Source organism: Erythrobacter ani (assembly GCF_019204025.1).
Taxonomy (GTDB): domain Bacteria; phylum Pseudomonadota; class Alphaproteobacteria; order Sphingomonadales; family Sphingomonadaceae; genus Erythrobacter; species Erythrobacter ani.
The window spans coordinates 502,071-523,399 of sequence record NZ_JAGSPB010000001.1; the positions used below are offsets into that span (position 1 = coordinate 502,071).

Consider the following 21,329-nt stretch of genomic DNA (forward strand, 5'->3'; position numbering starts at 1 on the left):
TGGATAGCCAAGCAAATCAGCAGGAGGATACACCGCTATGCACGACGTTCTGTTCCAGCCGCTCACGATGGGTGCACTTGAGGCAAAGAACCGTATTTTCATGGCGCCGCTCACGCGTGGGCGCGCTGCCGATCCTATGTTCGTTCCGAACGAGATGATGGAAACCTATTACCGCCAGCGTTCAGGCGCCGGTATGATCCTGACCGAGGCGACCGGTATCAGCCGCGAAGGGCTCGGCTGGCCGTCGGCGCCCGGCATCTGGAGCGATGAGCAAACCGAAGCGTGGAAGCCGATCACCAAGGCAGTCCATGACGAAGGCGGCCTGATCGTTATGCAGCTGTGGCATATGGGCCGCATCGTGCATCCGGTGTTCCTGGACGGCAACCCGCCCGTTTCCGCCAGCGCCACCACAGCGCCGGGAGAAGCGCATACTCCGCAAGGCAAGCAGCCTTATGCCGAGGCGCGGGCCATGACGAAGGAAGACATCGACCGAACCATTGGCGATTATCGCCGCGCCGCAGAAAACGCGAAAAAGGCAGGTTTCGACGGAGTGCAGCTCCACGGCGCGAATGGTTACCTGATCGACCAGTTCCTGCGCGACAAAACCAATCTGCGCACCGATGAATATGGCGGCTCGCCCGAGAATCGCACACGCATCATGCGCGAGGTGCTTGAAGCCCTGATCGACGTCTGGGGAGCTGACCGCGTCGGCATCCGGCTTTCACCCAATGGCGATTCGCAAGGGACCGATGACAGCAACCCGCCGGCCACGTTCGCGGCTGCCGCAAAAGTCTGCGAAGAGCTTGGCCTTGCATTCGTGGAGCTGCGGCAACCGGGGCCCGACGGTACATTCGGCAGCACCGATGTTCCCAAGCAGGACCCGGTTATCCGGGCAAATTACAGCGGGCCGCTGATCCTGAATTCGGACTATACCGCTCAGGAAGCGGCCGACGACGTATCAAGCGGGCGCTGCGAGGCAGTGACCTTCGGCCGGCCCTATATCTCGAACCCCGATCTCGAAAAGCGGATCGCTGTCGGCGCGGATTTCAATCCGAACAAGGATGTGCCCAAAAGCTGGTACTTCCCGATTCCGCAGGGCTATATCGACTACCCCACACTAGAAGAAGAGCAGGCCGCTAACGCCGTCTGATCCTATTCCCCTTCGTCCTGCACCGCTGGCGGCTCCGGCGGTGCGGGCGGAGCAGGATCGTCACCGCCGGAGGGGAAGGCGTTCAGCTCCTGCTCGGAGTCGTCAGTGGAATCGCCACCGGCATCGCTTGATGTCGCCGTGTCGCTGTCAGCTGCCGTTTCAAGCGGCGGAGACTGCGATGTAAGCTGGTCGAGCGGCAGCATGTCATCGCTGATCGAGCCGCCGAGCACATCTCCCCGGAGTTGTCCTTCCTGATCGACAGCGGCGCTGTCATTGACAGGTTCGTCCGATCCGCACGCAGCGAGAAGGGAGAATGCCGCAAGGGCGATAATCGGTCTGGTCATCATGTCCGGCACGCCTTTCGCGCAGGTTTATCGAGCGCGTCAAGAAAAGCCTCTGCACGGGCTATCAATGCTTCGTCCCATTCAGCAGATGAAACCTGCTTTCCCAACCGCGCGAGACTGGTGACGCCGAACTCCTCGATCCCGCACGGAACGATACCGCCAAAGTGGGAAAGATCGGGATCGAGGTTCACTGAAAAGCCATGCATTGTGATCCATCGGCGTACGCGCACCCCGATTGCCCCGATCTTTGCCTCGCGCCCGTCGATGTCTTCCGTCCAAATGCCGACACGTCCTGCTGCGCGCCAGCTAGGCACACCGAAATCGGCGAGCGTTTCGATGACCCATCCCTCGATGGCGTGGACAAAGCAGCGGACGTCTTTGCCCCGCTTGTTCAGGTCCAGCACCAGATACCCGACCCGCTGGCCCGGTCCGTGGTAGGTGTACCGCCCGCCCCGCCCGGCTTCGACGACCTCGAAGCGCGGATCGACCAGCTCGCTCGCATCGGCGCTGGTCCCGGCGGTGTAAACAGGAGGGTGTTCGAGCAGCCAGACAAGCTCACTTGCACTGTGATCTGCGACAGCCGAATTGCGTGCTTCCATCTGATCGAGCGCAGCACGATAGGGAACATGGGCGCTTTCGCACCGCCATTCTATCGGACCGGGGCCTGCCGGTTGTGGAGCGATGCTTGCCATCCCCTGTTGGTGGGGGCATTGATGGTTCAGATCAAGGGACAAGACGCCAGACGCGCTCGGGGGATCGATGAATTTTGACATGAACAAGGTGTGGTCGCGAGCGATCGAGCTGGTGCGCGACAATTTTCAGCTATTGGTGGTGATAGCGGGCATATTCCTCCTGCTCCCGACTCTGGCCGCCTATCTGCTGATTCCCGATCTTCAGGTCTTCATGGACCCCGCCGCAGATCCGGAGGTCATTTCTGCTCAACTTCAGGACAAGCTTGGCCCGCTTCTGGGCATCGGCATCGTCGCGATGATTTTTCAGTTCGCGGGCTACGGTGCGATGATCGCTCTGATGGGACATTCGCGCCCCACAGTAGGTGAAGCTTTGAAATCGGGCCTTAGAGTAGTGCCGAGCACGTTTGGTGTCTTGGCGATTTTCCTGCTTGCCTACGTTCTTGCTGCGATCGTGATCTCGGTGCCGGTCGGCATTATCGCGTCGCTTTCCGGCCTGGCATCGCTCGCTTTTCTGGCCGTCCTGGTGGTCTTGGCGATGGTAATCTTCTTGCTCGCACGGATGTCGATGAGCCTGCCGGTGTTGGTGCTCGAGCAAACGCTCAATCCCATCAAGGCCGTGTCACGCAGTTTCCGCCTCACCGGGCCGAAGAAATGGGCGATCATGCTGTTCTGGGGCGTGCTGTTTGGCGCTTACATGGTCGTCGCGGTGCTGCTGACGTCAATCTTTGGTTTGATCGCCGCCCTCGCCGGAGACAGCACGGTCGCGATGCTGATCCTCGGCTTTACCAACGGACTGCTCGGCATGGGAATCGGCATGCTGGTGTCCGGCCTTGCCGTGGCAATGCACGGGCAACTCGCCGGACCAAGCGAGGCGGAGCTGAAGTCTACGTTCGAATAGCCGCGATCAATCGCGCATCGCGGCTTTCCATGCCCAGTATAGTTTGCACGGCAAGATGTTGAGCCATTCGAACCCTGAATCGATCCGCTCGAAATAGGGCGCGGATTCGTCTTTCACTGCGGAGGTGAACTGGTAGACGAGAAAACCCCCGCCGGGTTTCAGAACATCATGCGTTGCTTTTGCGATAGCGGGCGCGACGCCAGAGGGTAGAGTTGAAAACGGCAGTCCGGAAAGGACGTAATCGGCCTGCGGCAGACCAAGGTCAGCCAGAATCTTCTCCACGTTTTCAGCCGACCCGAGCACCGCGTGAAAGCGTTTGTCGCGGATCGAGCGCGTCAGGTAATCGATATAAATCGGGTTGGTGTCGATCACGACAAGCGCTCCGTCACCGCGCAATTTATCGAGCACCGGGCGGCAGAACGTGCCGATTCCGGGACCATATTCGACAAAAACCTCGCATTTTCCCCAATCGACCGGTGCCAACATCTGCCGGACGGTAAAGCGGGACGATGGAATGATCGATCCGACCATGCGCGGATGCTCCAGAAATCCGCGGAAGAACACAGAGCACTGCGCCGCGTAATCGCGCCATCGGGCGCGAAAACCACCACGTTTTCCGAGTGCTACGTTGTTGCCGGTCATATTCCTCTGCCGCCCGGTCTCACCGGATCATCGATTGGATTCAATGTCTTCGGTTCGCAGACTGCATATCCGTTTGCAAGTCCCCAGCCGCTGGCTTAGCCCGTCCGCCTGATGGCCGACGTCGATCCCTCTACGAGCACGACCGCGCCGCGATCGATATCGCGCGGGCGCATGGCGCTGCTATTCACGGTCATGCTGGTCACGGCCGCCGGGAACACGGCGATGCAATCGGTAATGCCTTCGATCGGTACCGCGCTGAAAGTCGACGATGTCTGGATCAGCCTCGCCTATAGCTGGTCGGCGCTGCTCTGGGTTGTCTGCGCCCCGATCTGGGCGGACCGATCCGACCGGCGCGGGCGCAAGGCCATGATGGCGCTGGGGCTGACCGGGTTCATCGTATCGATGGCGCTGTGCGGGCTGGTGCTCTGGGCGGGACTATCGGGCTGGATGACCGCATTCTGGGCGTTGATCGCCTTTGCTGCGGCGCGCAGCCTTTATGGTGGTTTCGGCAGCGCGGCACCACCCGCTGTCCAGGCCTATGTCGCTGCGCGCACGCCGCGTGCAGAGCGAACGCAAGCGCTCTCACTGATCGCCTCGAGCTTTGGTCTGGGAACCGTGATCGGCCCAGCCTTGGCACCGCTCATGGTCCTGCCGTTCCTCGGCCTTGGCCTGACCGGACCATTCATCTGCTTTGCAGCATTCGGCCTCGCCGCGCTAATTCTGCTACGCCTGCGGCTTCCCAATGACGAGCCGCAATTCCCGGCACGCGGACGCGCCTACGACGCGCCCTATGCAAATGGTTCGGGCGGTGCGCCGCAAGATCATTATCACGATGACGAGGACGAAAACGACGTTGCGGTCGGTCGTCCGGCCAATCCGGGCGCGCCAGCAAAGCGCCTGCGCTGGTTCGAGCCGCGTTTGCGGCCCTGGGTGATCTCTGGCCTGATCGGAGGGCATGCGCAGGCGATGGTGCTCGGAATATCGGGCTTCCTCGTTCTCGACCGCCTTGGCCTGCGCGATAGCCCGGCGGAAGGCGCTGGACCGGTCGGCATCGTCCTGATGAGCGGAGCGATCGCCACGCTGCTCGCGCAATGGGGCCTGATCCCGCGCTTCGATCTGGGGCCGCGCGCGGCGACGCTTTCAGGAATTCTGGTCGCCGCGTTCGGTGTGGCGCTACTGGGCGCGGCAGGCGACCTTCACACGATTGCGCTCGGGTATGCGATCGTCTCGCTCGGGTTCGGACTGTTTCGGCCAGGCACCACCGCCGGAACCTCCCTCGCCGTATCGCGCGCCGAGCAAGGGCAGGCTTCGGGAATTGTCGCGTCCGTGGCAGGGGCGAGCTTTATCTACGCGCCGGCGCTAGGAGTCTGGCTTTATAATGTCAGCGACTGGCTGGGGTTCGGTCTGATCATCGCGTTGTGCTTGATTGTAGCCGTGGTGGGGGCAAAGACACTGCAACTCGACAGCAAGCTGACGCGCGACAGCGCCTAGAGCAGTTTGTAAACCTCGTCCTGCGGGCGGCAGATGGCGACACCCTTTTCGGTCTCGACAAGCGGACGATTGATGAGGATCGGGTCGGCCACCATGGCATCGAGCACGCTGTCCGCGTCCGCATCGGGCAAACCGCGTTCCTCGGCGTCAGTACCGCGGAGCCGTAATCCTTCGGCAGGAGTGATGCCTGCATCCGCATAAAGCTGCTTCAGCTTGTCGCGAGTCGGAGGAGTCTTGAGATACTCGACCACCGTCAGATTGACGCCCTCAGCCTCTTTGAGGATCGCCAGTGTCTTGCGCGATGTGCCGCATTTCGGATTGTGCCAGATGGTCGCTTTCATGCTCTAATCTCCCTCGCGATAGCATGCGTTCGCTAACCCAGGCGCGGCGAGTTTGCCACATGGAACGCGTTTTGCGATCTTTTCTCAATTTCACCTTGCAGTTGCGAGTAAGTTGCAATAGCGGCATTTCCAACGGACGGAAGGAAATAGCCAAATGATTCATCGCCTCAACCGCGCTGCCTTGCTGCTTGGCTGCGCTGCCCTCTCATTTCCGGCAATGGCGGAAACGGTCGAGAGTGCTGAGGATTCCGTCGATTACGGCGACCGCGAAATCGAAGTGCGCGGCGATGTTCTTTACAGCGATCAGATCAACTCGGTGAAGACCCCGACACCGGTGATCGACGTTCCACAATCGGTTTCGATCGTGACGCAGGAACAGATCATCCAACAGGGCTTCGACAGTATCGCCGATATTGTCCTCTACACGCCCGGTGTCACCAATTCCCAAGGCGAAGGCCACCGAGACGCAGTCGTGTTCCGCGGTGTGCGCTCCACGGCTGACTTCTTCGTCGATGGCGTGCGCGATGACGTTCAGTATTATCGTAGTCTCTACAATCTGGAACAGGTTGAGATCCTTCGTGGTCCCAACGCGCTTTTGTTCGGGCGCGGCGGCACCGGGGGTGTTCTGAACCGCGTGACCAAGAAAGGCGTGATCGGTGAACAATTCGTCGGTTATCTCGGTTCGGTCGATACGTTCGGCGCCTTTACCGGCCAGGTCGACCTCAATTTCGCCACCAGCGACACTTCCGCTCTTCGCATCAATGCCGCCTACGAGGAATTGAATAATCACCGCGACTTCTTCGACGGCGAACGCATCGGTCTCAATCCGACTTTCCGCGCCGAGCTGGGCCCCGCGACCATCATTGACCTGTCTTACGAATTCATCGATCACGAGCGCTTCATCGACCGCGGCATTCCAGCGACAGAGGCCGGCCTTCCGGCGGAGCAGTTCGACCGCATCACCTTTGGTGACCCGATCGACAATTTCACCACGCTTGAAGCGCACGTTTTCCGCGGAACGATCCAGCACGCCTTTTCAGACAACTTCAAAGGCAACGTCACGGCATCCTACGGCGATTACGACAAGGTCTACTCCAACCTCTTCCCTGTAGGTTTTGACGAGGCTGCGAATGAAGTCGCGCTTGATGGTTATATCGACACGACGCAGCGCGAAAACTTCATCGTCACCGGTAACCTGATCGGGGAATTCCAGACCGGAACCATCGGCCATACGATCCTATTGGGCGGCGAATTCATCGACACGGTGAACAACAACGATCGTTTCAACTCCTTTTTCGACCAGACCCAGGACGATGTCGAGTTCTTCACGCCTTCCCGGCCGCTCAGCATCCGCGGCGGCGTGGGCATCAATTCGTCGGGCGAAGCCACGGTCAACGATTTCTCACAATTGAACGACGATACGGAGGCCGATGTAACAGTGTTCTCGCTCTACATTCAGGACGAGATCGAACTGACCGAGTGGCTCAACGTGGTCTTAGGCGCGCGCTTCGACAGCTTCGATATCACGGTCGACAATATCGAGACTTTTATCGATACCGGAGTGCGCGATGTCGCGACACGGGTCGACGAAGAAATCTCGCCGCGCGTCGGACTGATCCTGAAACCTCAGGAAAACATCTCGATTTATGGCAGTTATTCGGAAAGCTTCCTGCCACGATCGGGCGAACAGTTCGCCGATATCAATCCGCCGGACGATGCGCTCGATCCCGATACTTTCGAAAACCTCGAACTCGGTCTGAAATGGGATTTCCGCGACGCGCTCAGCTTCACCGCAGCAATCTTCCGCATCGAGCAAAGCTCTCCGCAGGTGGCAGATGATGATCCGGGAACGCTCGACATCATCGATAGTGAAATCGAAGGTGTCGAATTGCAGCTTCAGGGGAACATCACCGATCGCTGGTTCTTCACTGCCGGGTACAGCTATCTCGACGGCAACCAGGTCGATGCTTTCGGCGTGGAAGGCAACCGGGTCCGTGAACTGCCAGAGCACATGCTCAGCCTTTGGAGCACCTATCAGGTGACCGAGCGCTTTGGCCTTGGCGGCGGTTTCACATTCCAGGACGATAGCTTCGCCGACAATGCAAACACCGTTACGCTGCCGGACTACATCCGTTTCGATGCGGCGGCGTATTACGATGTGTCGGACCGGCTGCGACTACAGGTGAATATCGAGAACCTGTTCGACGAGGACTACTTCCCCAACGCCCATATCGCCGACAACATCACGGTGGGCGCGCCGCTCAACGCGCGCTTCACGGTGACTGGGCGGTTCTAACCGCTCAGGAGCCGTCTTCCGCATCCCGTGCCCGCCTCAGCGCGGGCACATTCTCGGCTGCATCGGCAGCGCTGATGCCCGGTGCAGGGGCAGCGCTGATGCTTTCACCGCGCCGCATGACTCGCCCGGCCCGCTGGATCGCCTCGACCAGCCGCGGATAGACGCCGCAGCGGCACATGTTGGTGATTGCGGCATCGATGTCGGCTCTGCTGGGCGATGCGTTCCGGTCCAGCAGCGCCGCCGCTGCGATCACGATACCCGGCGTGCAATAGCCGCACTGGATCGTCTGTTCCGCAACCATGGCCTGCTGCACCGGATGAGAACGATCGCGCGACAATCCCTCAATTGTCGTGATGAAGCGCCCTTCGGCCTCGGCAATGGTGATGCGGCAGGATCGCAGCGCAGTTCCATCGACGAGCACCATGCAGGCGCCGACGCAGTCGCCGCCGCCGCAGCTTTTCGTGCCGGTAAGGTTTGCAGCCTCGCGCAGCGCGTAAAGCAGCGGCATTTCGGGATCGAGGTCGAATTCGACCGGCCGATCGTTGACTGTCATGCGCGGCACAAAACGCCCCTAATTCGCTTAATTCTCAGCGTGATCGCGCCTCTGGCACCGACAATGCCGAGCCGGAATCTGCAATTGCACAGGGGCGGTTACTGACGCCAGCTGTCGTCGATCTTGTCCACGCGGCGTTTCCACGCTTCGAAGTCGAAGACGCCCGCACCGCCCTGGCTGCTCATCACTGAGATGTCGCGCTGATGCACGTCCACAACCTCTTGCGGTACGAGATTTGGCTTGCCCATGCTCAGGGTTGCAACCTGAATTTCACATGCGCGCTGGAGCGCCCACATCTTCACGAACATTCCCTGGATGCCCTTGTCCATCACGACAGGACCGTGATTGCGCAACATCAGGATCGTATGATCGCCAAGGTTTGCGACCAGCCGCTCGCCTTCCTCAGCGCGCACTGTCACACCTTCGAAATCGTGATACCCGATCTGGTTCTGGAAATTACAGGCGTAGAAATTGGTCGGCAGCAGGCCATCTTCGTGGCTGCATACCGCCATGGTTTCCGTCGTATGGACGTGGCAGATCGCATTTGCCCGCTCGCCCAGTTTCTTATGGAAATAGGCGTGCTGGGTGAAGCCAGCCTTGTTCACCATGTAAGGCGATCCGCCGACATTGTTGCCTTCAACATCGATCTTCACGAGGTTGGATGCCGTCACTTCGTCATAGAGCAGCCCGAACGGGTTGATGAGAAACGTGTCCTCCTCATCAGGGACTTTCAGCGAAATGTGATTATAGATCGATTCTGACCAGCCGAGGTGATCGAAAATCCGATAACATGCCGCCAGGTCGAGCCGCGCCTGCCATTCTTCCTTGCTGCATTCGATATTCGGTTTGAGCTGTGTTGCCATGGTGCGGCTGTCCTTTCCTCAATTCGCGTTTGAGGCATTATCGCACGGCGAGGGGTGGACGCACAAGGATTCGCTTTACGGCAGAGCCGCCCTCCGGCAAGGCGAGCAACAATGAGCGACGCGGCGACCGCACCCGACAATTCATCGGCCAAACTGGTGCGCGGCGGCATTCCCGGGCATCTTGTCGGCCAGACGCTGCCAGCGATCATCGGCGTCGCCGCGATCATGTCGATCGGGCTGGTCGATGCCTATTTTATCGGCAAGCTCGGCAGCGACGCTCTGGCGGCAATTTCCTTCATCTTTCCCATATCCGTGGCGCTGACATCGCTCGGCGTAGGGGTGATGGTCGGGATCAATTCGGTCGTTTCGCGCGCGCTTGGCGAAGGTAACAACGAAAAGGCTGCGCGGCGCGCCAATTTTGGCGTGGTGTTCGCGGTCGGGTGCGGGCTCATCATGGGCCTGGCGCTGTTCCTGCTGCTCGATCCTCTCTTCATTCTCATGAACGCGCCGGCCAATCTGCTGCCGCTTATCCGCACATACATGCAGCCATTCGCGTTCGGATTTCCGCTCATACTAGCGATCATGGGCTTTAACGGAGTGCTGCGCGGACAGGGCGAGGCGCGCAAGACAAGTTACGTGTCGATCACCTATGCTGCGGCCAACTGGATCCTCGACCCGCTGCTCATTACCGGCGTCGCCGGCTTTGGCGGCTTCGGAATCGTCGGCGCGGCCTACGCAACCCTCATCGGGTGGGCATTCGGTGCGGCCATGGCCATGTACCTGATGACACGGGCGGAATTGCCGCTCGATTTGTCACTTCTGCGCAAGAGCAGCCTCGTCGATCCGGCGCTAGCTATTGTGAAAGTGGCAGGCCCTGCAGCTTTCTCAAACGCGATCAATCCGATCGGTCTGTCGATCCTCACCGCGCTCATCGCGAGCGCCGGTCAGGAGGCGGTCGCAGGCTTTGGCGCGGCCGGACGATTGCAGAGTTTCGCCACGGTGCCGCTTCTCGCACTGTCGGGCGCGATCGGATCGATCGTAGGACAGAACTGGGGCGCGCGCGAATATGACCGCGCCAGGCAGGCGGCGCTCTATGCCGCGGGCTTTTGCATCATCTGGGGCCTATCGACCGCAGTGATCCTGTTTGCGGCAGGCGAATGGTTTGCGCAGCTTTTTACCGAGGATGACGCGGTGATCGAAGAGTTTGCATTGTACCTTGAAATCGCCGCATGGGGATATGCCGGGTTCGGCCTTTTGATCGTGGCGAACGGCATCCTCAACGCAATCGACCAAGCGAAATACGCGCTGCTTCAATCGGTCGGGCGAGTGTTCCTCGTGATGTTGCCGGTGGCCCTACTGCTTCAGGGCGACTGGGGAAGTGAAGCGATTTACACCGCAGAACTGGCCGCCAACCTTTTCGGCGCGGTCACTGGCGCCGGATTGATGTACTACGTCTTGAAAGTCCGTGCGACCGGACGGCAGCAGTAGCCCTTCGTTAACCATCCTCCTGCATAGCGGTGCCTGATTAGCAACAGGAACGCTTGGGCCATGGATGACCTGCTGGCGGATTTCGTCGCCGAAACACGTGAAATGCTGGAAGCCAGCGAGGGCGAGATCGTCGCGTGGGAAGCAGACCCGGCTGATAGCGCGCGCCTCGATACGATCTTCCGCTTTGTCCACACGGTCAAAGGCAATTGCGGCTTCTTCGATTTCCCGCGACTTGCAGGGCTGAGCCACGCGGCCGAGGACGCACTTGCCGATTGCCGCGCTGGACGGCGCAAACCCGATTCTGCGCTCGTCACGGCCGTGCTCGCAATCGTCGACCGGATTTCCGCGATGGTCGATGCGATCGAGGCAGGCGAGGACTTCCCCGAAGGCGGCGATGAGGCGTTGATCGCTGCGCTGGGCAATGACAAGGATACCGAAGACCTGAGTTTCGAGGAATTAAAGGACGCTGGCCAAGGGAGCGCCGTAGAGCCAGTTTCGCCCGGTTCCGACGATATCGCGGCCGAAGGCGACGCGCCCAAGAAGGCAGATACGAGCCCTGCGGTCCAACGGAGCATTCGTCTGCCCGTTGACCTGCTCGACCGAGTAATGAGCGGCGTGTCCGACATGGTACTCGCCCGTAACGATCTTGGTCACAGGCTCCGTCAGGCAGGCAATCAGCCGACCATCGATGGCCCGTTCGAACGATTGACCACGATCCTTTCGGATGTTCGCGATGCGATCACCCGGATGCGCATGCAACGAATCGAAACGCTGTTTTCGGCCCTTCCTCGATTGGTCCGCGACCTGTCCGCCGAACTCGGCAAGCAAGTGATGATCGACCTCGAAGGCGGCGATGTCGAACTGGACCGCGAAATGGTCGAGATGGTTCGCGACCCGCTTACCCATATCATTCGAAACGCGATCGATCACGGGATCGAGACGCCCTCAGCCCGGCTGAAAGATGGCAAACGTGAAATTGGTTTGCTCTCCATCGCTGCGCGGCAATCAGGCAATACGATTTCGATCGTCGTGAGCGATGATGGACGCGGCCTTGATGAGGCAAGGATCGCGACAAAAGCGGTCGAGACCGGTCTCATTACCGCCAGCCAGCGCGCTGAAATGAGCCGCGAAAAAGTTCTCCAGCTCATTTTCGAGCCGGGTTTCTCCACAGCAGACACTGTCAGCAACGTCTCCGGGCGCGGCGTCGGCCTCGACGTCGTCCGCGACAATCTCGAAAAGGTCGGCGGGAGCATCAAGGTTTCGAGCCAGCCGGGCATTGGTACGCTGTTCACTCTGCAGATTCCGCTTACGCTCAGCATCATTGCAGGTCTCACCGTCGAAGTCGGTGATCAGCGCTTTGCCATTCCGCAAAGCTATATCGAAGAGATCATCCATGCCTCGGCCAAGGCGCTGGATTTCACCCGCGTCGGCGAAACGGCCCTCGTCACCTTCCGCGGCGACCGCGTGCCGTGCCTGATGCTATCCGAAGTTCTTGCACTGGATCACAGCGAGATCGAAGAGGACCAGCACACCATGGTGCTGCTCCGCCTGGCGAGCGGCGACCTGTTCGCCCTGGCTGTAGAGCGAATTCATTCGCACGGCGATCTCGTGGTAAAGCCACTGGCCCCCGCCGTGATGAAAAGCGAGATTTATGCAGGCTCTTCGCTGCTGGACAATGGTCAGCCGATCCTGCTCCTCGATGTGACCAACATCGCGAGCAGGTATGGGCTGGTCTCAGACGCCCGCACGCGAGTGCGCGAAATCGGCGACGACGTTATCGCAGCCGACAGGCACCAGGTCAGCCGTGCCATGCTGTTCACCGATTTCAGCAATCGCAGGTGCGCCGTCCGTCTTGAACTGGTCAAGCGGATCGAAACCGCGCCAGCCTCCGCCATCGACCTTTCCGGAGCAAGACCGCGGGCCGTCATTGATGGCATGATTTTGCCGGTTGTCGGTCTTCCGGAAGGACAGATTCCGACTGAAAAAGTCCGCCTTCTCCGTCTGAGCGATGGCGAGTGCGAATTGCTCCATGCCGTTCGCGAGATCGACGATGCGGTCGAACTCCCGGGCATGCTCAAGCCCGAGCGTGACGATCCGCTGATCGAAGCTATCGCGCTGATAGAAGGGTCAACGGTTGCGCTGATGGATGGGCACGAGCTGTTCACGCGTCACGGCGAGCCGCCGGAACCCTTGGCCCGGCCGCTCTGCCGCATCCCATCCGATGACTGGTCGCGAACCATCCTGGCGCCGCTCGTGGTGTCGGCGGGATACGAGATAGTAGACGGCGATGAAGATCACGGCGACAGTGAGAATGCCGTCCGCGTCGTCTTCGTCGAGGAAAGTAGCGCGGCCTCCGAAAAAGGGGATGGTTCTGTCATCCGCCTGCGAAGCGAGCTCGACGCGGGAGACGGCGATGGAAGCATCTATCGCTACGACCGCGAAGCACTGATGAGCGCCTTGAAAGAAGCACGAAGCGCAGGAGGGCTGATCCGATGAACGAGCTTATGGTGATGACCCAGATCGCGGGCCGCCGCTGCGCCCTGCCCGCCCATGACGTGAAGTCGGTCATAGAGCTTTCTACAATCACGCCCGTACCGCAGACGCCCGAATTCATTGCTGGGATCACCGCCATGCGCAGCCAGGCTCTGACCGTGATCGATTGCCGGCTCACCCTCGGTTTCGAACAAACGGATTGGGAGACGGACAACCGTGCTGCGGTCATATCAATTGGCGGACATTTTTATGCTCTCCTGATCGACGCAATCGAGGACATCACGACAACCACCGGCGAACCGGGCCAGGTGAGCGGGGGCTTCGGACCCGAATGGTCGCGAGTTGCCAAAGGCATGATCGAGACCGCATCGGGCCCTGCCCTGCTGATTGACCTTCACGCTCTCATCGCCGGTCCGGACGAGCGGCTGACGGGCAGCCTGAATGCAGCAGCTTAATCCAATAGTTACCGCTTTCCCGTACCGATCGGGCGATAAGAATAGGGGTTGTTCATGAAGACGTGCCTGATCGTCGATGATTCGCGAGTTATCCGGAAGGTTTCGAGGCATATTCTCGAGACGCTCGGCTTTGCCGTCGACGAAGCCGACAATGGCCAGACCGGACTTGACGCTTGCGAGGCCAACATGCCCGACGTGGTCCTGCTGGACTGGAACATGCCGGTGATGACAGGGATCGAGTTCATCACGCAATTGCGTCAGCGTCCGGGTGGCGACAAGCCAAAGGTTGTGTTTTGCACGACCGAGAACGACGTGGCTCATATTCGCGAAGCCATCCAGGCAGGCGCGGACGAATACGTCATGAAGCCCTTCGATCACGAGACGCTGCAAATCAAATTGCAGTTGGTCGGATTCGCGTGAACGCGCCATCTTCTCCTCACAAAGGCACCCTGACCCGCGCTGCGCGCGCTTCTGACTTAACGGCCTTCGGATACCGCGACAGTAGCGCTGCGCGGGTAATGATCGTTGACGATTCCCTGACTGTTCGCACGATCTTCAAGCGCATGGTGGAAAGCGACAAGGGGCTGGCGGTTGTTGCAACAGCAAGCAGCGCCGAACGCGCCATCGCCCAGCTGAGAACGACCGGTGTCGATGTCATCCTGCTTGATCTGGAAATGCCGGGAATGGGCGGATTGGACGCCCTGCCCGCTATTCTACAGATCGCCGAAAATGCGCAGGTCCTGGTGGTCTCATCGCTGACCGAAGACGGTGCCGAACACACGATGACCGCGCTTTCAATGGGCGCTGCCGACACGATGCTGAAACCGCGGCCGGGCGGCTTCAACGAAGATTACCGAAGCCAGCTTCTCGCGAAGATCCGTGCCTTGGGGCATACTTCACCGGATGACCAGACAGTCAGCGAGCGAACGAATAAAGTCGCCGCAGGCGAGCGCGTTCTGCGCGGGAAAAAGCGCCCCAAAGTGATCGCTGTCGGCGCATCGACAGGCGGGATCCATGCACTCAATATCATGCTGCGGAACCTGCCGCCGAGCCTCGATTTGCCGATTCTCGTCACCCAGCACCTGCCTCAATCCTTTATTCCGGTATTCGCCCGGCAGATCGAAATGGCGAGCGCACGCCGGACCATCATCGCAGACGATGGCGTGGAAATACATCCGGGTGAGGTGACGATTGCGACCGGGCATAGCCACCTTACCGTGCGCCGTGTCGGTGATCGCTTCATCTGCAAGGCATCGAGCGAACCGGCCGCCAGCGGCTGCATGCCATCGGTCGATCCCATGCTTGCCAGCCTGTCCTCGGCCTATGATGGCCATGTCCTTGCAATAATCCTTTCCGGCATGGGGCGGGATGGCCTCGATGGAGCCCGTGCATTGGTCAGCAACGGAGGAACGATCTTTGCGCAGAACGCAGAGACGAGCGCCGTTTGGGGCATGCCCGGAGCCGTCGCCAAAGAAGGACTGACGAGCCTCGTCGCGTCGCCGGATGAACTGGCTGCGGCGATCGTGGAAGAAGCTCTCGCAGCAGCTTCGAAATAGGATGCGTTCGGAAACTGCAATGGACGCGAGTCAGGCTTCATACCAGATCATCGACGACCTGCTCGAGGCGCGTACGGGCCAGCACCTGTCTGAAAGCCGTCGATGGAGGGTCGCAACCGCACTGTCGGGTGTCTTTCGCGAACACGGCATCAGCAATATCGACCAGCTTGTGTGCCTGCTCGATCTCCCCATGCGGACCCCGGGAAAGCCGGAACTGTCGCAGCAAATCGTCGAAGCTCTTCTTAACAACGAAACCTACTTCTATCGCGACAAGCCGACATTCGATCAGCTTGCCGATGACATCATCCCGACGATCGCCGAGCGGCGTGCGAGTTCGAAACGCATCTCCATCTGGTGCGCTGGCTGTTCAACCGGACAGGAAGTGCACTCGATCGCAATGATGTTTGCCGATATGCCTGATCGTTGGAAGGACTGGACCATCGATGTTCTTGGGACCGATGTTTCGCACCGCGCGATCAACGCCGCGCGAAACGGCGTCTACAGCCAGTTCGAGGTTCAGCGCGGGCTCGGCGTTGCTCAGATGCTCAAGCATTTCGATGAAACGAGCCAAGGCTGGCAGGTCGTCGAAGAAACGCGCGCGATGTCACGATTCCAGCAGCACAATGTGCTTGGCGATCCGCCGTCACGCCAGAAATTCGATCTCATCCTCTGTCGAAATGTCCTGCTCTATTTCGATCAGGCGAACCGGGAGCGTGCATTCCAGCGGTTGCACGGCGCGCTGGCCGAAGACGGCTTCCTCATGCTGGGCGCTGGCGAAACCGTTGTGGGGCAAACCCGGGCGTTCATGCCTTCCCCCAAACGGGCCTCCATCTACGAAGCAACACGTAGCCAGAATGAAACCCCCTTGCTGGCGGCCAGCTAAGCCAAAAAAGCACGCAAAACGAGGCTTTCCCAGCTTGTTAGGCATCGCTTTTACGAAAGATTAGCCATTCGTCTTTAGGAATTCGCTGAATAAGCGTCGGTGCGAAACAGCGTCGGCATCCGGGTTCGCAAAAGATGGGGATTGTCGTTGCAAGCAAAGGCTAAAAATGTGAGCCTGTCTCCGACGGGATTGGTTCTTGCCCCCCTCGTCATTCTGTCCGGCGTGTTCGCACTGATCGCTTTGATCGTGTTTGCGAGCAACCAGCTTGAGCTTATGGGGCCAGCAACCCTTCTGATCGCCGGAACGTCGATCTATGCGGCGGCTGTTCTTTTCCTGAGCCGGAGTGGCCTTGCCAATGTGCGAGAGCTGGAACGGGTAATCACGAAAGACAGCCTTACCGATCTCCCCAATCGCAGAGCGCTTCACAACGATATCGAGGCGCTATCCGCAAACCATGACGAGATCGCGATTGCTCTGATCGATCTCGATGCGTTCAAGCAGGTCAACGATCATTACGGGCACGCTGTAGGCGACCAACTGATCCAGAAATGTGCAGAGCTGCTCAAAGAAATCTGCGCCGGTGAAGCCAGCTGTTACCGGTTGGGCGGTGATGAGTTTGCCGCCGTGATGGCTGGCGACGCCGCCGGCACTCTGCTGGAAGGGCTGTGCCGATCACTCTTGGAGCACCTCGCAACTTCTATCGAAGTCGACAAACGTGAAATCGTAGTCGGCGCCAGCATCGGTCTTGCACGGAGCACCGCGGCTGCCCGTCTTTCATCATCGGAGATGTTGCGCCGGAGCGATGTAGCCATGTATATGTCGAAGCGGGGCGGCAAGATGCGCTGCACCTGGTTTAACGAGACATTCGACCAGCGCCGGGAGGCCGTACGGGAACTCGAAGACGATCTGCGCAGCGCCATTTCCAATGACGAGTTCGCCATCGCTTATCAGCCGCTGGTCGATGCAAAAGAGGGGCAGATTGTCGCCGTCGAAGCATTGCTGCGTTGGAATCGCATCGGAGGAACGCCCCTCGGCCCGAACATCTTCATCCCGGTGGCGGAGCAATCCGGCATCATCAATCCCATCGGTTTGTGGGTGCTGCGCCGGGCAATGTGCGACGCGATGCGTTGGGGCAGAATTACTCTGTCGGTCAACATCTCTGCTGCTCAACTCCGCAATCCCGAATTCCCGATCAAACTCGGCGAGATCCTCGAAGAGACTGGATTTCCGGCCGAACAACTTGAACTAGAAGTGACAGAGACTTGCCTCGTGCTCGACCCGATCGTCGCCGAACGTAGTCTCAATGTAATCCGCAGCTTTGGGGTGCGCATATCGCTCGATGATTTCGGGACCGGATACGCTTCGATAGGCTTCCTCCGGCAATTCCGGTTCGAGAAGCTCAAGCTGGATCGCAGCCTCGTCGTACAGGCGGGCCAGGATGATGGCAGCCGCGCGATGATGCTATCGAGCATTACCGTCGCCCGCGCGCTTGGAATGGACGTCACCGCGGAGGGCGTTGAAACCGATGAGCAGGCCGATCTCGTGCGTACCGCAGGATGCGACCAGATTCAGGGGTGGCTGTTCTACAAGGCGATGCCTGCAGAAGAGATCGACAAGCTGATCGCGGCGCAGGAGGCGCAGGTTAGATCGCTCGCAGATGGCGATAGAGGGGAGCAGGCGGCATGAGTTCGGAGACACAGGTGTTTGCAGAATTGGCGGACACAGAAGCGAGGCCAGAACGTCCTGCTTCGGATGAAGCGTATCGCTACGAAGAGAGCGTTGGCCCGGTCACCGGCTGGTACCGCCGCCGCAGCACTCCGCAAAAGGTATTCCTAACGATCGGAATGCCGTTGGCGCTGATCATTATGACAGCGGCCCTCGCCTTCTTGGGTCTCGGCAAGATTTCGGCCGATTTGCAGGCGGCACAGCCCGAAACAATCGAGGCCGCCGCAGCCCAAGCGGACGATCTGCGCTTTTTCATGTTAGTCGCTGTTGCGATCGGCCTGAGCATGATGATGGCCCTTCTCGCCGCGATCAGGACCGATATCGTCCGCACGTCGCAGCAGATTGTCGATTGCGTCCAGAGAATTGCTGCCGGGCAGCACAATATCGTGGTGCCACACCGCGACCGGATCGACGAATATGGCGCGATGGCAGTCGAGATCGAGAAACTCCGGCTGTCGAGCATCGAACTGGCCGAACTCAATCGTGAGCGTGCCGAGCGAGCCAGCGCCGAGCTCGAAGAGCAGACGCGGCTTCAGCTTCAGGCGGAAGAGGCGAGAAACGAGCGCGAAAGAATGCTGCGTGACCTCGCAGATCAATTCGAGCACATGATCGGCGATGTCGCGAGCAGCGTGGCCGCGGCATCAACCCAGCTGCAATCGACGTCGCAATCGATGGCTACCGCAGCCGACGAAGCGAGCCGGCGCACCAAGGACGTCTCCACTGCCATGTCGAATGCCAATACCGGCGCGACTGCGGCAGCGGCTGCCAGCGATGAGTTCGCCATGTCAATCGGCGAGATCAGCAGGCAGGCCGCGTCGTCCGCCGAACTGGCACGCACTGCCACCCTGTCCGCCAATGAAGCCGATCTCACGATCTCAGCCTTGTCGGATTCGGCGCAGCAAATCGGCCAAGTGGTCGAGTTGATCCAGACGATTGCACAGCGCACCAACTTGCTGGCGCTCAACGCTTCGATTGAGGCGGCCCGTGGCGGAGAAGCCGGGCGCGGATTCGCGGTCGTCGCCAGCGAAGTCAAAGAACTCGCCATGCAGACAAGCCGGGCGACCGAGCGCGTGGCGGAGCAAATCGCCTCTATGCAAAACACTACGGGAGCGAGCGTGACCGCGCTGCGCTCCATCGCAGACCAGGTGCAACAGCTCGAAAGCACGGCTGTTTCCATTGCAAGCGCAGTCGACCAGCAATCCGTCGCTGGACAGGACCTTGCCCGCAGCATTGACCTGGCCGCTCGCGGAACCGAGCAGGTCACCGGACACCTCGACGATGTGCACGAATTGTCGCTTTCGACTGGCTCGGCTGCGAGCCAGGTCCTTTCGAGTGCCACCGAACTTGAACAGCAGGCGTCTACCCTGCGCAGTCAGGTAAACGGATTCCTCGGTAAAATTCGCGCTGGATAGTGGCGCAATCCCTCGACGAACGCTTTTCCGGCAAGGAAATGGAAAGGATTTTCGTTCAGGACTTTTCCCGTGATGCACCAGACCGAAAATTCTCCCGCATGAATATGATCAGCCTGCAAGACGAGCGCGAGGAGCTAGCCGTGCCGGACTTTGCAAGTTCGCTTCATATCGATCTCGAAAACGAGATCGAGAACTCGTCCGCGAGCGCTCTGCAGAGCAGCTTCCTCGAGCGATTCCGTTGGTTCCGCGACCTCCGGACCAAGGGCAAGATCAATGCGATCTTCGGTACGTTTTTCGGTGTCCTGTTCGCGATCGGGCTCGTGATGACGCTTGGCCTGAGCGAGGTGTATCTGCGCTATCAAACTTCTGCTGAAGTCCAGGACGGCGTAGTCGCCGCCACCGAGCTGCGAGGATCTACCGGCGAACTCCGCTACAATACGGTCCGCATGATCTTCGGCGAGGAAGCGCAGGCTCGGGACCGCCAGGCCCGGAGCTTCGCGGCCGCGCGCGAGCAGCTCGCCGAATTGGCGAGTGTCGTTAACAAGCACGTTCCGCAACTGAACGACCGGCTGGACGAAAACCGAGCTAGTTTCGATGAGTACAATGCGACGTTTGAAAGCCTGTTGGACAGCCTCGACCGCGAAGGCCGGAGCGAAACGTCCGTAGCCCTGGCTTATCAATTGTCCGACCAAGGCGATGCCCTGTTCGCACTAGCGGACCAGTTCGCCATCGATCTGAGCCTTCAAGCGGCGGAGATCGAACAGAATGGCATCGACTACTTCTTCACGATGATCACAATCGTTGTGGTCCTGACGATGATCGGGGTATCTGTCCTTCTGGCAGGAATGAGCTATCTCTCGCTCGGCTTTTCCAGCAAGATTATGGAAATCACGCACGGCATGGTTCGCCTGTCCAAGGGTGACCGCGATTTCCAAATCGATGGTCTGGACCGCAAGGACGAGCTTGGCGACATGAGCCGCTCGCTCACAATGTTTAAACGCGCAAGCCGCCAGTTGGAAAAATGGGCTCGCGAACGTGCGGAACGCGCCGACGAAGAAATTCGGATTCAGCAAGAGCGCGAACGCGAACGTGAAGAGGCCGAGGGCCGCAAGGCCAGCCTGCTGACGGACGTTGCGATGCAATTCGAGCGAACGGTCGGCGACGTGGTCAACAGTGTCGGCACGGCTTCGCGTGAATTGCAAAGCACCGCCACGCGGATGGCAGGAACAGCCGAGCAGGCAAGTCAACGCACGAGCGACCTGTCCAACGACATGGTCGAGGCAAATTCCGGTGCCACTGCTGCTGCGGCGGCGAGCGATGAATTCGCCCTGTCCATTGGGGAAATCAGCCGGCAGGCGGCGTCCTCCAGCGAACTGGCACGCCTTGCGACCGACGCAACCGAAGAAGCGGATAGTACGATTTCCGCCTTGTCGGATTCTGCGGAACAGGTCGGACAGATCGTTGAGTTGATCCAGACGATCGCGCAGCGCACCAACCTCCTGGCGCTCAATGCATCTATCGAGGCAGCCCGCGGCGGTGAGGCTGGACGCGGTTTTGCTGTCGTCGCGAGCGAAGTCAAAGAACTTGCCATGCAGACGAGCCGCGCAACCGAGCAGGTCGCAGACCAGATCAGGGCGATGCAGGACACGACCGGCGCTAGCGTTTCAGCGCTGCGTTCGATCGCAACCCAGGTCAAGGAACTCGAAACCACGGCCGTCTCGATCGCGAGTGCAGTGGATCAGCAATCGGTTGCGGGGCAAGACCTCGCGCGGAGCATCGACCTGGCGGCCCGAGGCACGGAGAAAGTGGCGGCTCATGTCGACGATGTCCGCGAACTATCGCTTTCCACCGGAGCCGCTGCAAGTCAGGTTCTGAGCAGCGCCAATGATCTCGACAAGCAGGCCACCACATTGAATGAGCAGGTCGAGGCGTTCCTCAAGCAAGTGCGCGAGGGCTGATCGCGTTCGCCCAGTTGTGGCAGGCGTTTTCGAAAACTCGCTCGCCACCCTGGCCTTAATAAACCTCCAATCCCGCGCGCGCTGCGTGC

The 21,329-nt window shown here is 59.8% G+C and carries 19 protein-coding genes; 13 read left to right on the plus strand and 6 right to left on the minus strand.

The features are described 5' to 3' along the window. Positions 1-37: 37 nt before the first annotated feature. The gene (locus KCG45_RS02400; protein ID WP_218315538.1) at positions 38-1,150 is read left to right on the plus strand and encodes an alkene reductase; all 1,113 of its coding nucleotides are present in this window, start codon (positions 38-40) and stop codon (positions 1,148-1,150) included. Between the two features lie 2 nt (positions 1,151-1,152). On the opposite strand, the gene KCG45_RS02405 is transcribed toward KCG45_RS02400, so the two are convergent. After that, positions 1,153-1,497 carry a hypothetical protein gene (locus KCG45_RS02405; protein WP_218315539.1) on the minus strand — a complete coding sequence of 115 codons (345 nt, stop codon included), beginning with the start codon at positions 1,495-1,497 and terminating at the stop codon, positions 1,153-1,155. Further along, positions 1,494-2,186, minus strand: a complete 693-nt coding sequence (gene lipB, locus KCG45_RS02410) for a lipoyl(octanoyl) transferase LipB (RefSeq protein WP_218315540.1) — start codon at positions 2,184-2,186, stop codon at positions 1,494-1,496. Before lipB ends, KCG45_RS02405 begins: the two co-directional genes overlap by 4 nt. 67 nt (positions 2,187-2,253) lie before the next feature. Here lipB and KCG45_RS02415 point away from each other — a divergent pair, with 67 nt between their 5' ends. Next, positions 2,254-3,084, plus strand: coding sequence for a hypothetical protein (locus KCG45_RS02415; protein WP_218315541.1), 831 nt, complete (start codon positions 2,254-2,256; stop codon positions 3,082-3,084). Between the two features lie 6 nt (positions 3,085-3,090). Here the strand turns inward: KCG45_RS02415 and KCG45_RS02420 are convergent, their stop codons facing one another. Continuing rightward, entirely contained in the window at positions 3,091-3,726 is a 636-nt protein-coding gene (locus KCG45_RS02420) for a class I SAM-dependent methyltransferase (protein WP_218315542.1), read from the minus strand. 171 nt (positions 3,727-3,897) lie between these two features. Between KCG45_RS02420 and KCG45_RS02425 the strand changes: the two genes are divergently transcribed. Next, complete coding sequence (locus tag KCG45_RS02425; protein ID WP_255547910.1) at positions 3,898-5,217, plus strand: MFS transporter; 1,320 nt, start codon at positions 3,898-3,900, stop codon at positions 5,215-5,217. On the opposite strand, the gene arsC is transcribed toward KCG45_RS02425, so the two are convergent. Then, on the minus strand, positions 5,214-5,558 hold the full coding sequence (arsC, locus tag KCG45_RS02430; RefSeq protein WP_218315544.1) for an arsenate reductase (glutaredoxin): 345 nt from the start codon (positions 5,556-5,558) through the stop codon (positions 5,214-5,216). The genes KCG45_RS02425 and arsC overlap by 4 nt on opposite strands. Positions 5,559-5,712: 154 nt before the next feature. Between arsC and KCG45_RS02435 the strand changes: the two genes are divergently transcribed. After that, the gene (locus KCG45_RS02435; protein WP_218315545.1) at positions 5,713-7,854 is read left to right on the plus strand and encodes a TonB-dependent receptor; all 2,142 of its coding nucleotides are present in this window, start codon (positions 5,713-5,715) and stop codon (positions 7,852-7,854) included. A 4-nt stretch (positions 7,855-7,858) separates the two neighbouring features. Here KCG45_RS02435 and KCG45_RS02440 read toward each other — a convergent pair whose 3' ends face one another. Both KCG45_RS02440 and KCG45_RS02445 read right to left on the minus strand, forming a co-directional pair. Further along, on the minus strand, positions 7,859-8,416 hold the full coding sequence (locus tag KCG45_RS02440; protein ID WP_218315546.1) for a (2Fe-2S)-binding protein: 558 nt from the start codon (positions 8,414-8,416) through the stop codon (positions 7,859-7,861). Positions 8,417-8,505: 89 nt separating this feature from the next. After that, positions 8,506-9,270: a class II aldolase/adducin family protein gene (locus KCG45_RS02445; RefSeq protein WP_218315547.1), complete on the minus strand. Its 765-nt coding sequence runs from the start codon at positions 9,268-9,270 to the stop codon at positions 8,506-8,508. Positions 9,271-9,381: 111 nt separating this feature from the next. On the opposite strand from KCG45_RS02445, the gene KCG45_RS02450 reads away from it, so the two are divergent. From KCG45_RS02450 to KCG45_RS15575, 9 genes are all read left to right on the plus strand, one after another. Beyond that, a complete protein-coding gene (locus KCG45_RS02450) occupies positions 9,382-10,758 on the plus strand; it encodes an MATE family efflux transporter (protein ID WP_218315548.1) in 1,377 nt (458 codons plus the stop codon). A 60-nt stretch (positions 10,759-10,818) separates the two neighbouring features. Continuing rightward, entirely contained in the window at positions 10,819-13,254 is a 2,436-nt protein-coding gene (locus KCG45_RS02455) for a chemotaxis protein CheA (protein ID WP_218315549.1), read from the plus strand. After that, on the plus strand, positions 13,251-13,706 hold the full coding sequence (locus KCG45_RS02460; protein ID WP_218315550.1) for a chemotaxis protein CheW: 456 nt from the start codon (positions 13,251-13,253) through the stop codon (positions 13,704-13,706). The genes KCG45_RS02455 and KCG45_RS02460 overlap by 4 nt, the downstream gene beginning before the upstream one ends. A 54-nt stretch (positions 13,707-13,760) precedes the next feature. Further along, the gene (locus KCG45_RS02465) at positions 13,761-14,126 is read left to right on the plus strand and encodes a response regulator (RefSeq protein ID WP_218315551.1); all 366 of its coding nucleotides are present in this window, start codon (positions 13,761-13,763) and stop codon (positions 14,124-14,126) included. A 98-nt stretch (positions 14,127-14,224) separates the two neighbouring features. Next, positions 14,225-15,262, plus strand: coding sequence for a chemotaxis-specific protein-glutamate methyltransferase CheB (cheB, locus tag KCG45_RS02470; protein ID WP_218315552.1), 1,038 nt, complete (start codon positions 14,225-14,227; stop codon positions 15,260-15,262). A 19-nt stretch (positions 15,263-15,281) separates the two neighbouring features. Then, positions 15,282-16,145: a CheR family methyltransferase gene (locus tag KCG45_RS02475; protein ID WP_218315553.1), complete on the plus strand. Its 864-nt coding sequence runs from the start codon at positions 15,282-15,284 to the stop codon at positions 16,143-16,145. A gap of 168 nt (positions 16,146-16,313) precedes the next feature. Beyond that, on the plus strand, positions 16,314-17,831 hold the full coding sequence (locus tag KCG45_RS02480; RefSeq protein WP_369410711.1) for a putative bifunctional diguanylate cyclase/phosphodiesterase: 1,518 nt from the start codon (positions 16,314-16,316) through the stop codon (positions 17,829-17,831). Beyond that, positions 17,828-19,282 (plus strand): methyl-accepting chemotaxis protein, encoded by a 1,455-nt coding sequence (locus KCG45_RS02485; RefSeq protein ID WP_255547912.1) that lies wholly within the window; start codon positions 17,828-17,830, stop codon positions 19,280-19,282. The genes KCG45_RS02480 and KCG45_RS02485 overlap by 4 nt, the downstream gene beginning before the upstream one ends. Then, a complete protein-coding gene (locus tag KCG45_RS15575) occupies positions 19,282-21,240 on the plus strand; it encodes a methyl-accepting chemotaxis protein (RefSeq protein WP_369410712.1) in 1,959 nt (652 codons plus the stop codon). The genes KCG45_RS02485 and KCG45_RS15575 overlap by 1 nt, the downstream gene beginning before the upstream one ends. Positions 21,241-21,329: the final 89 nt, after the last annotated feature.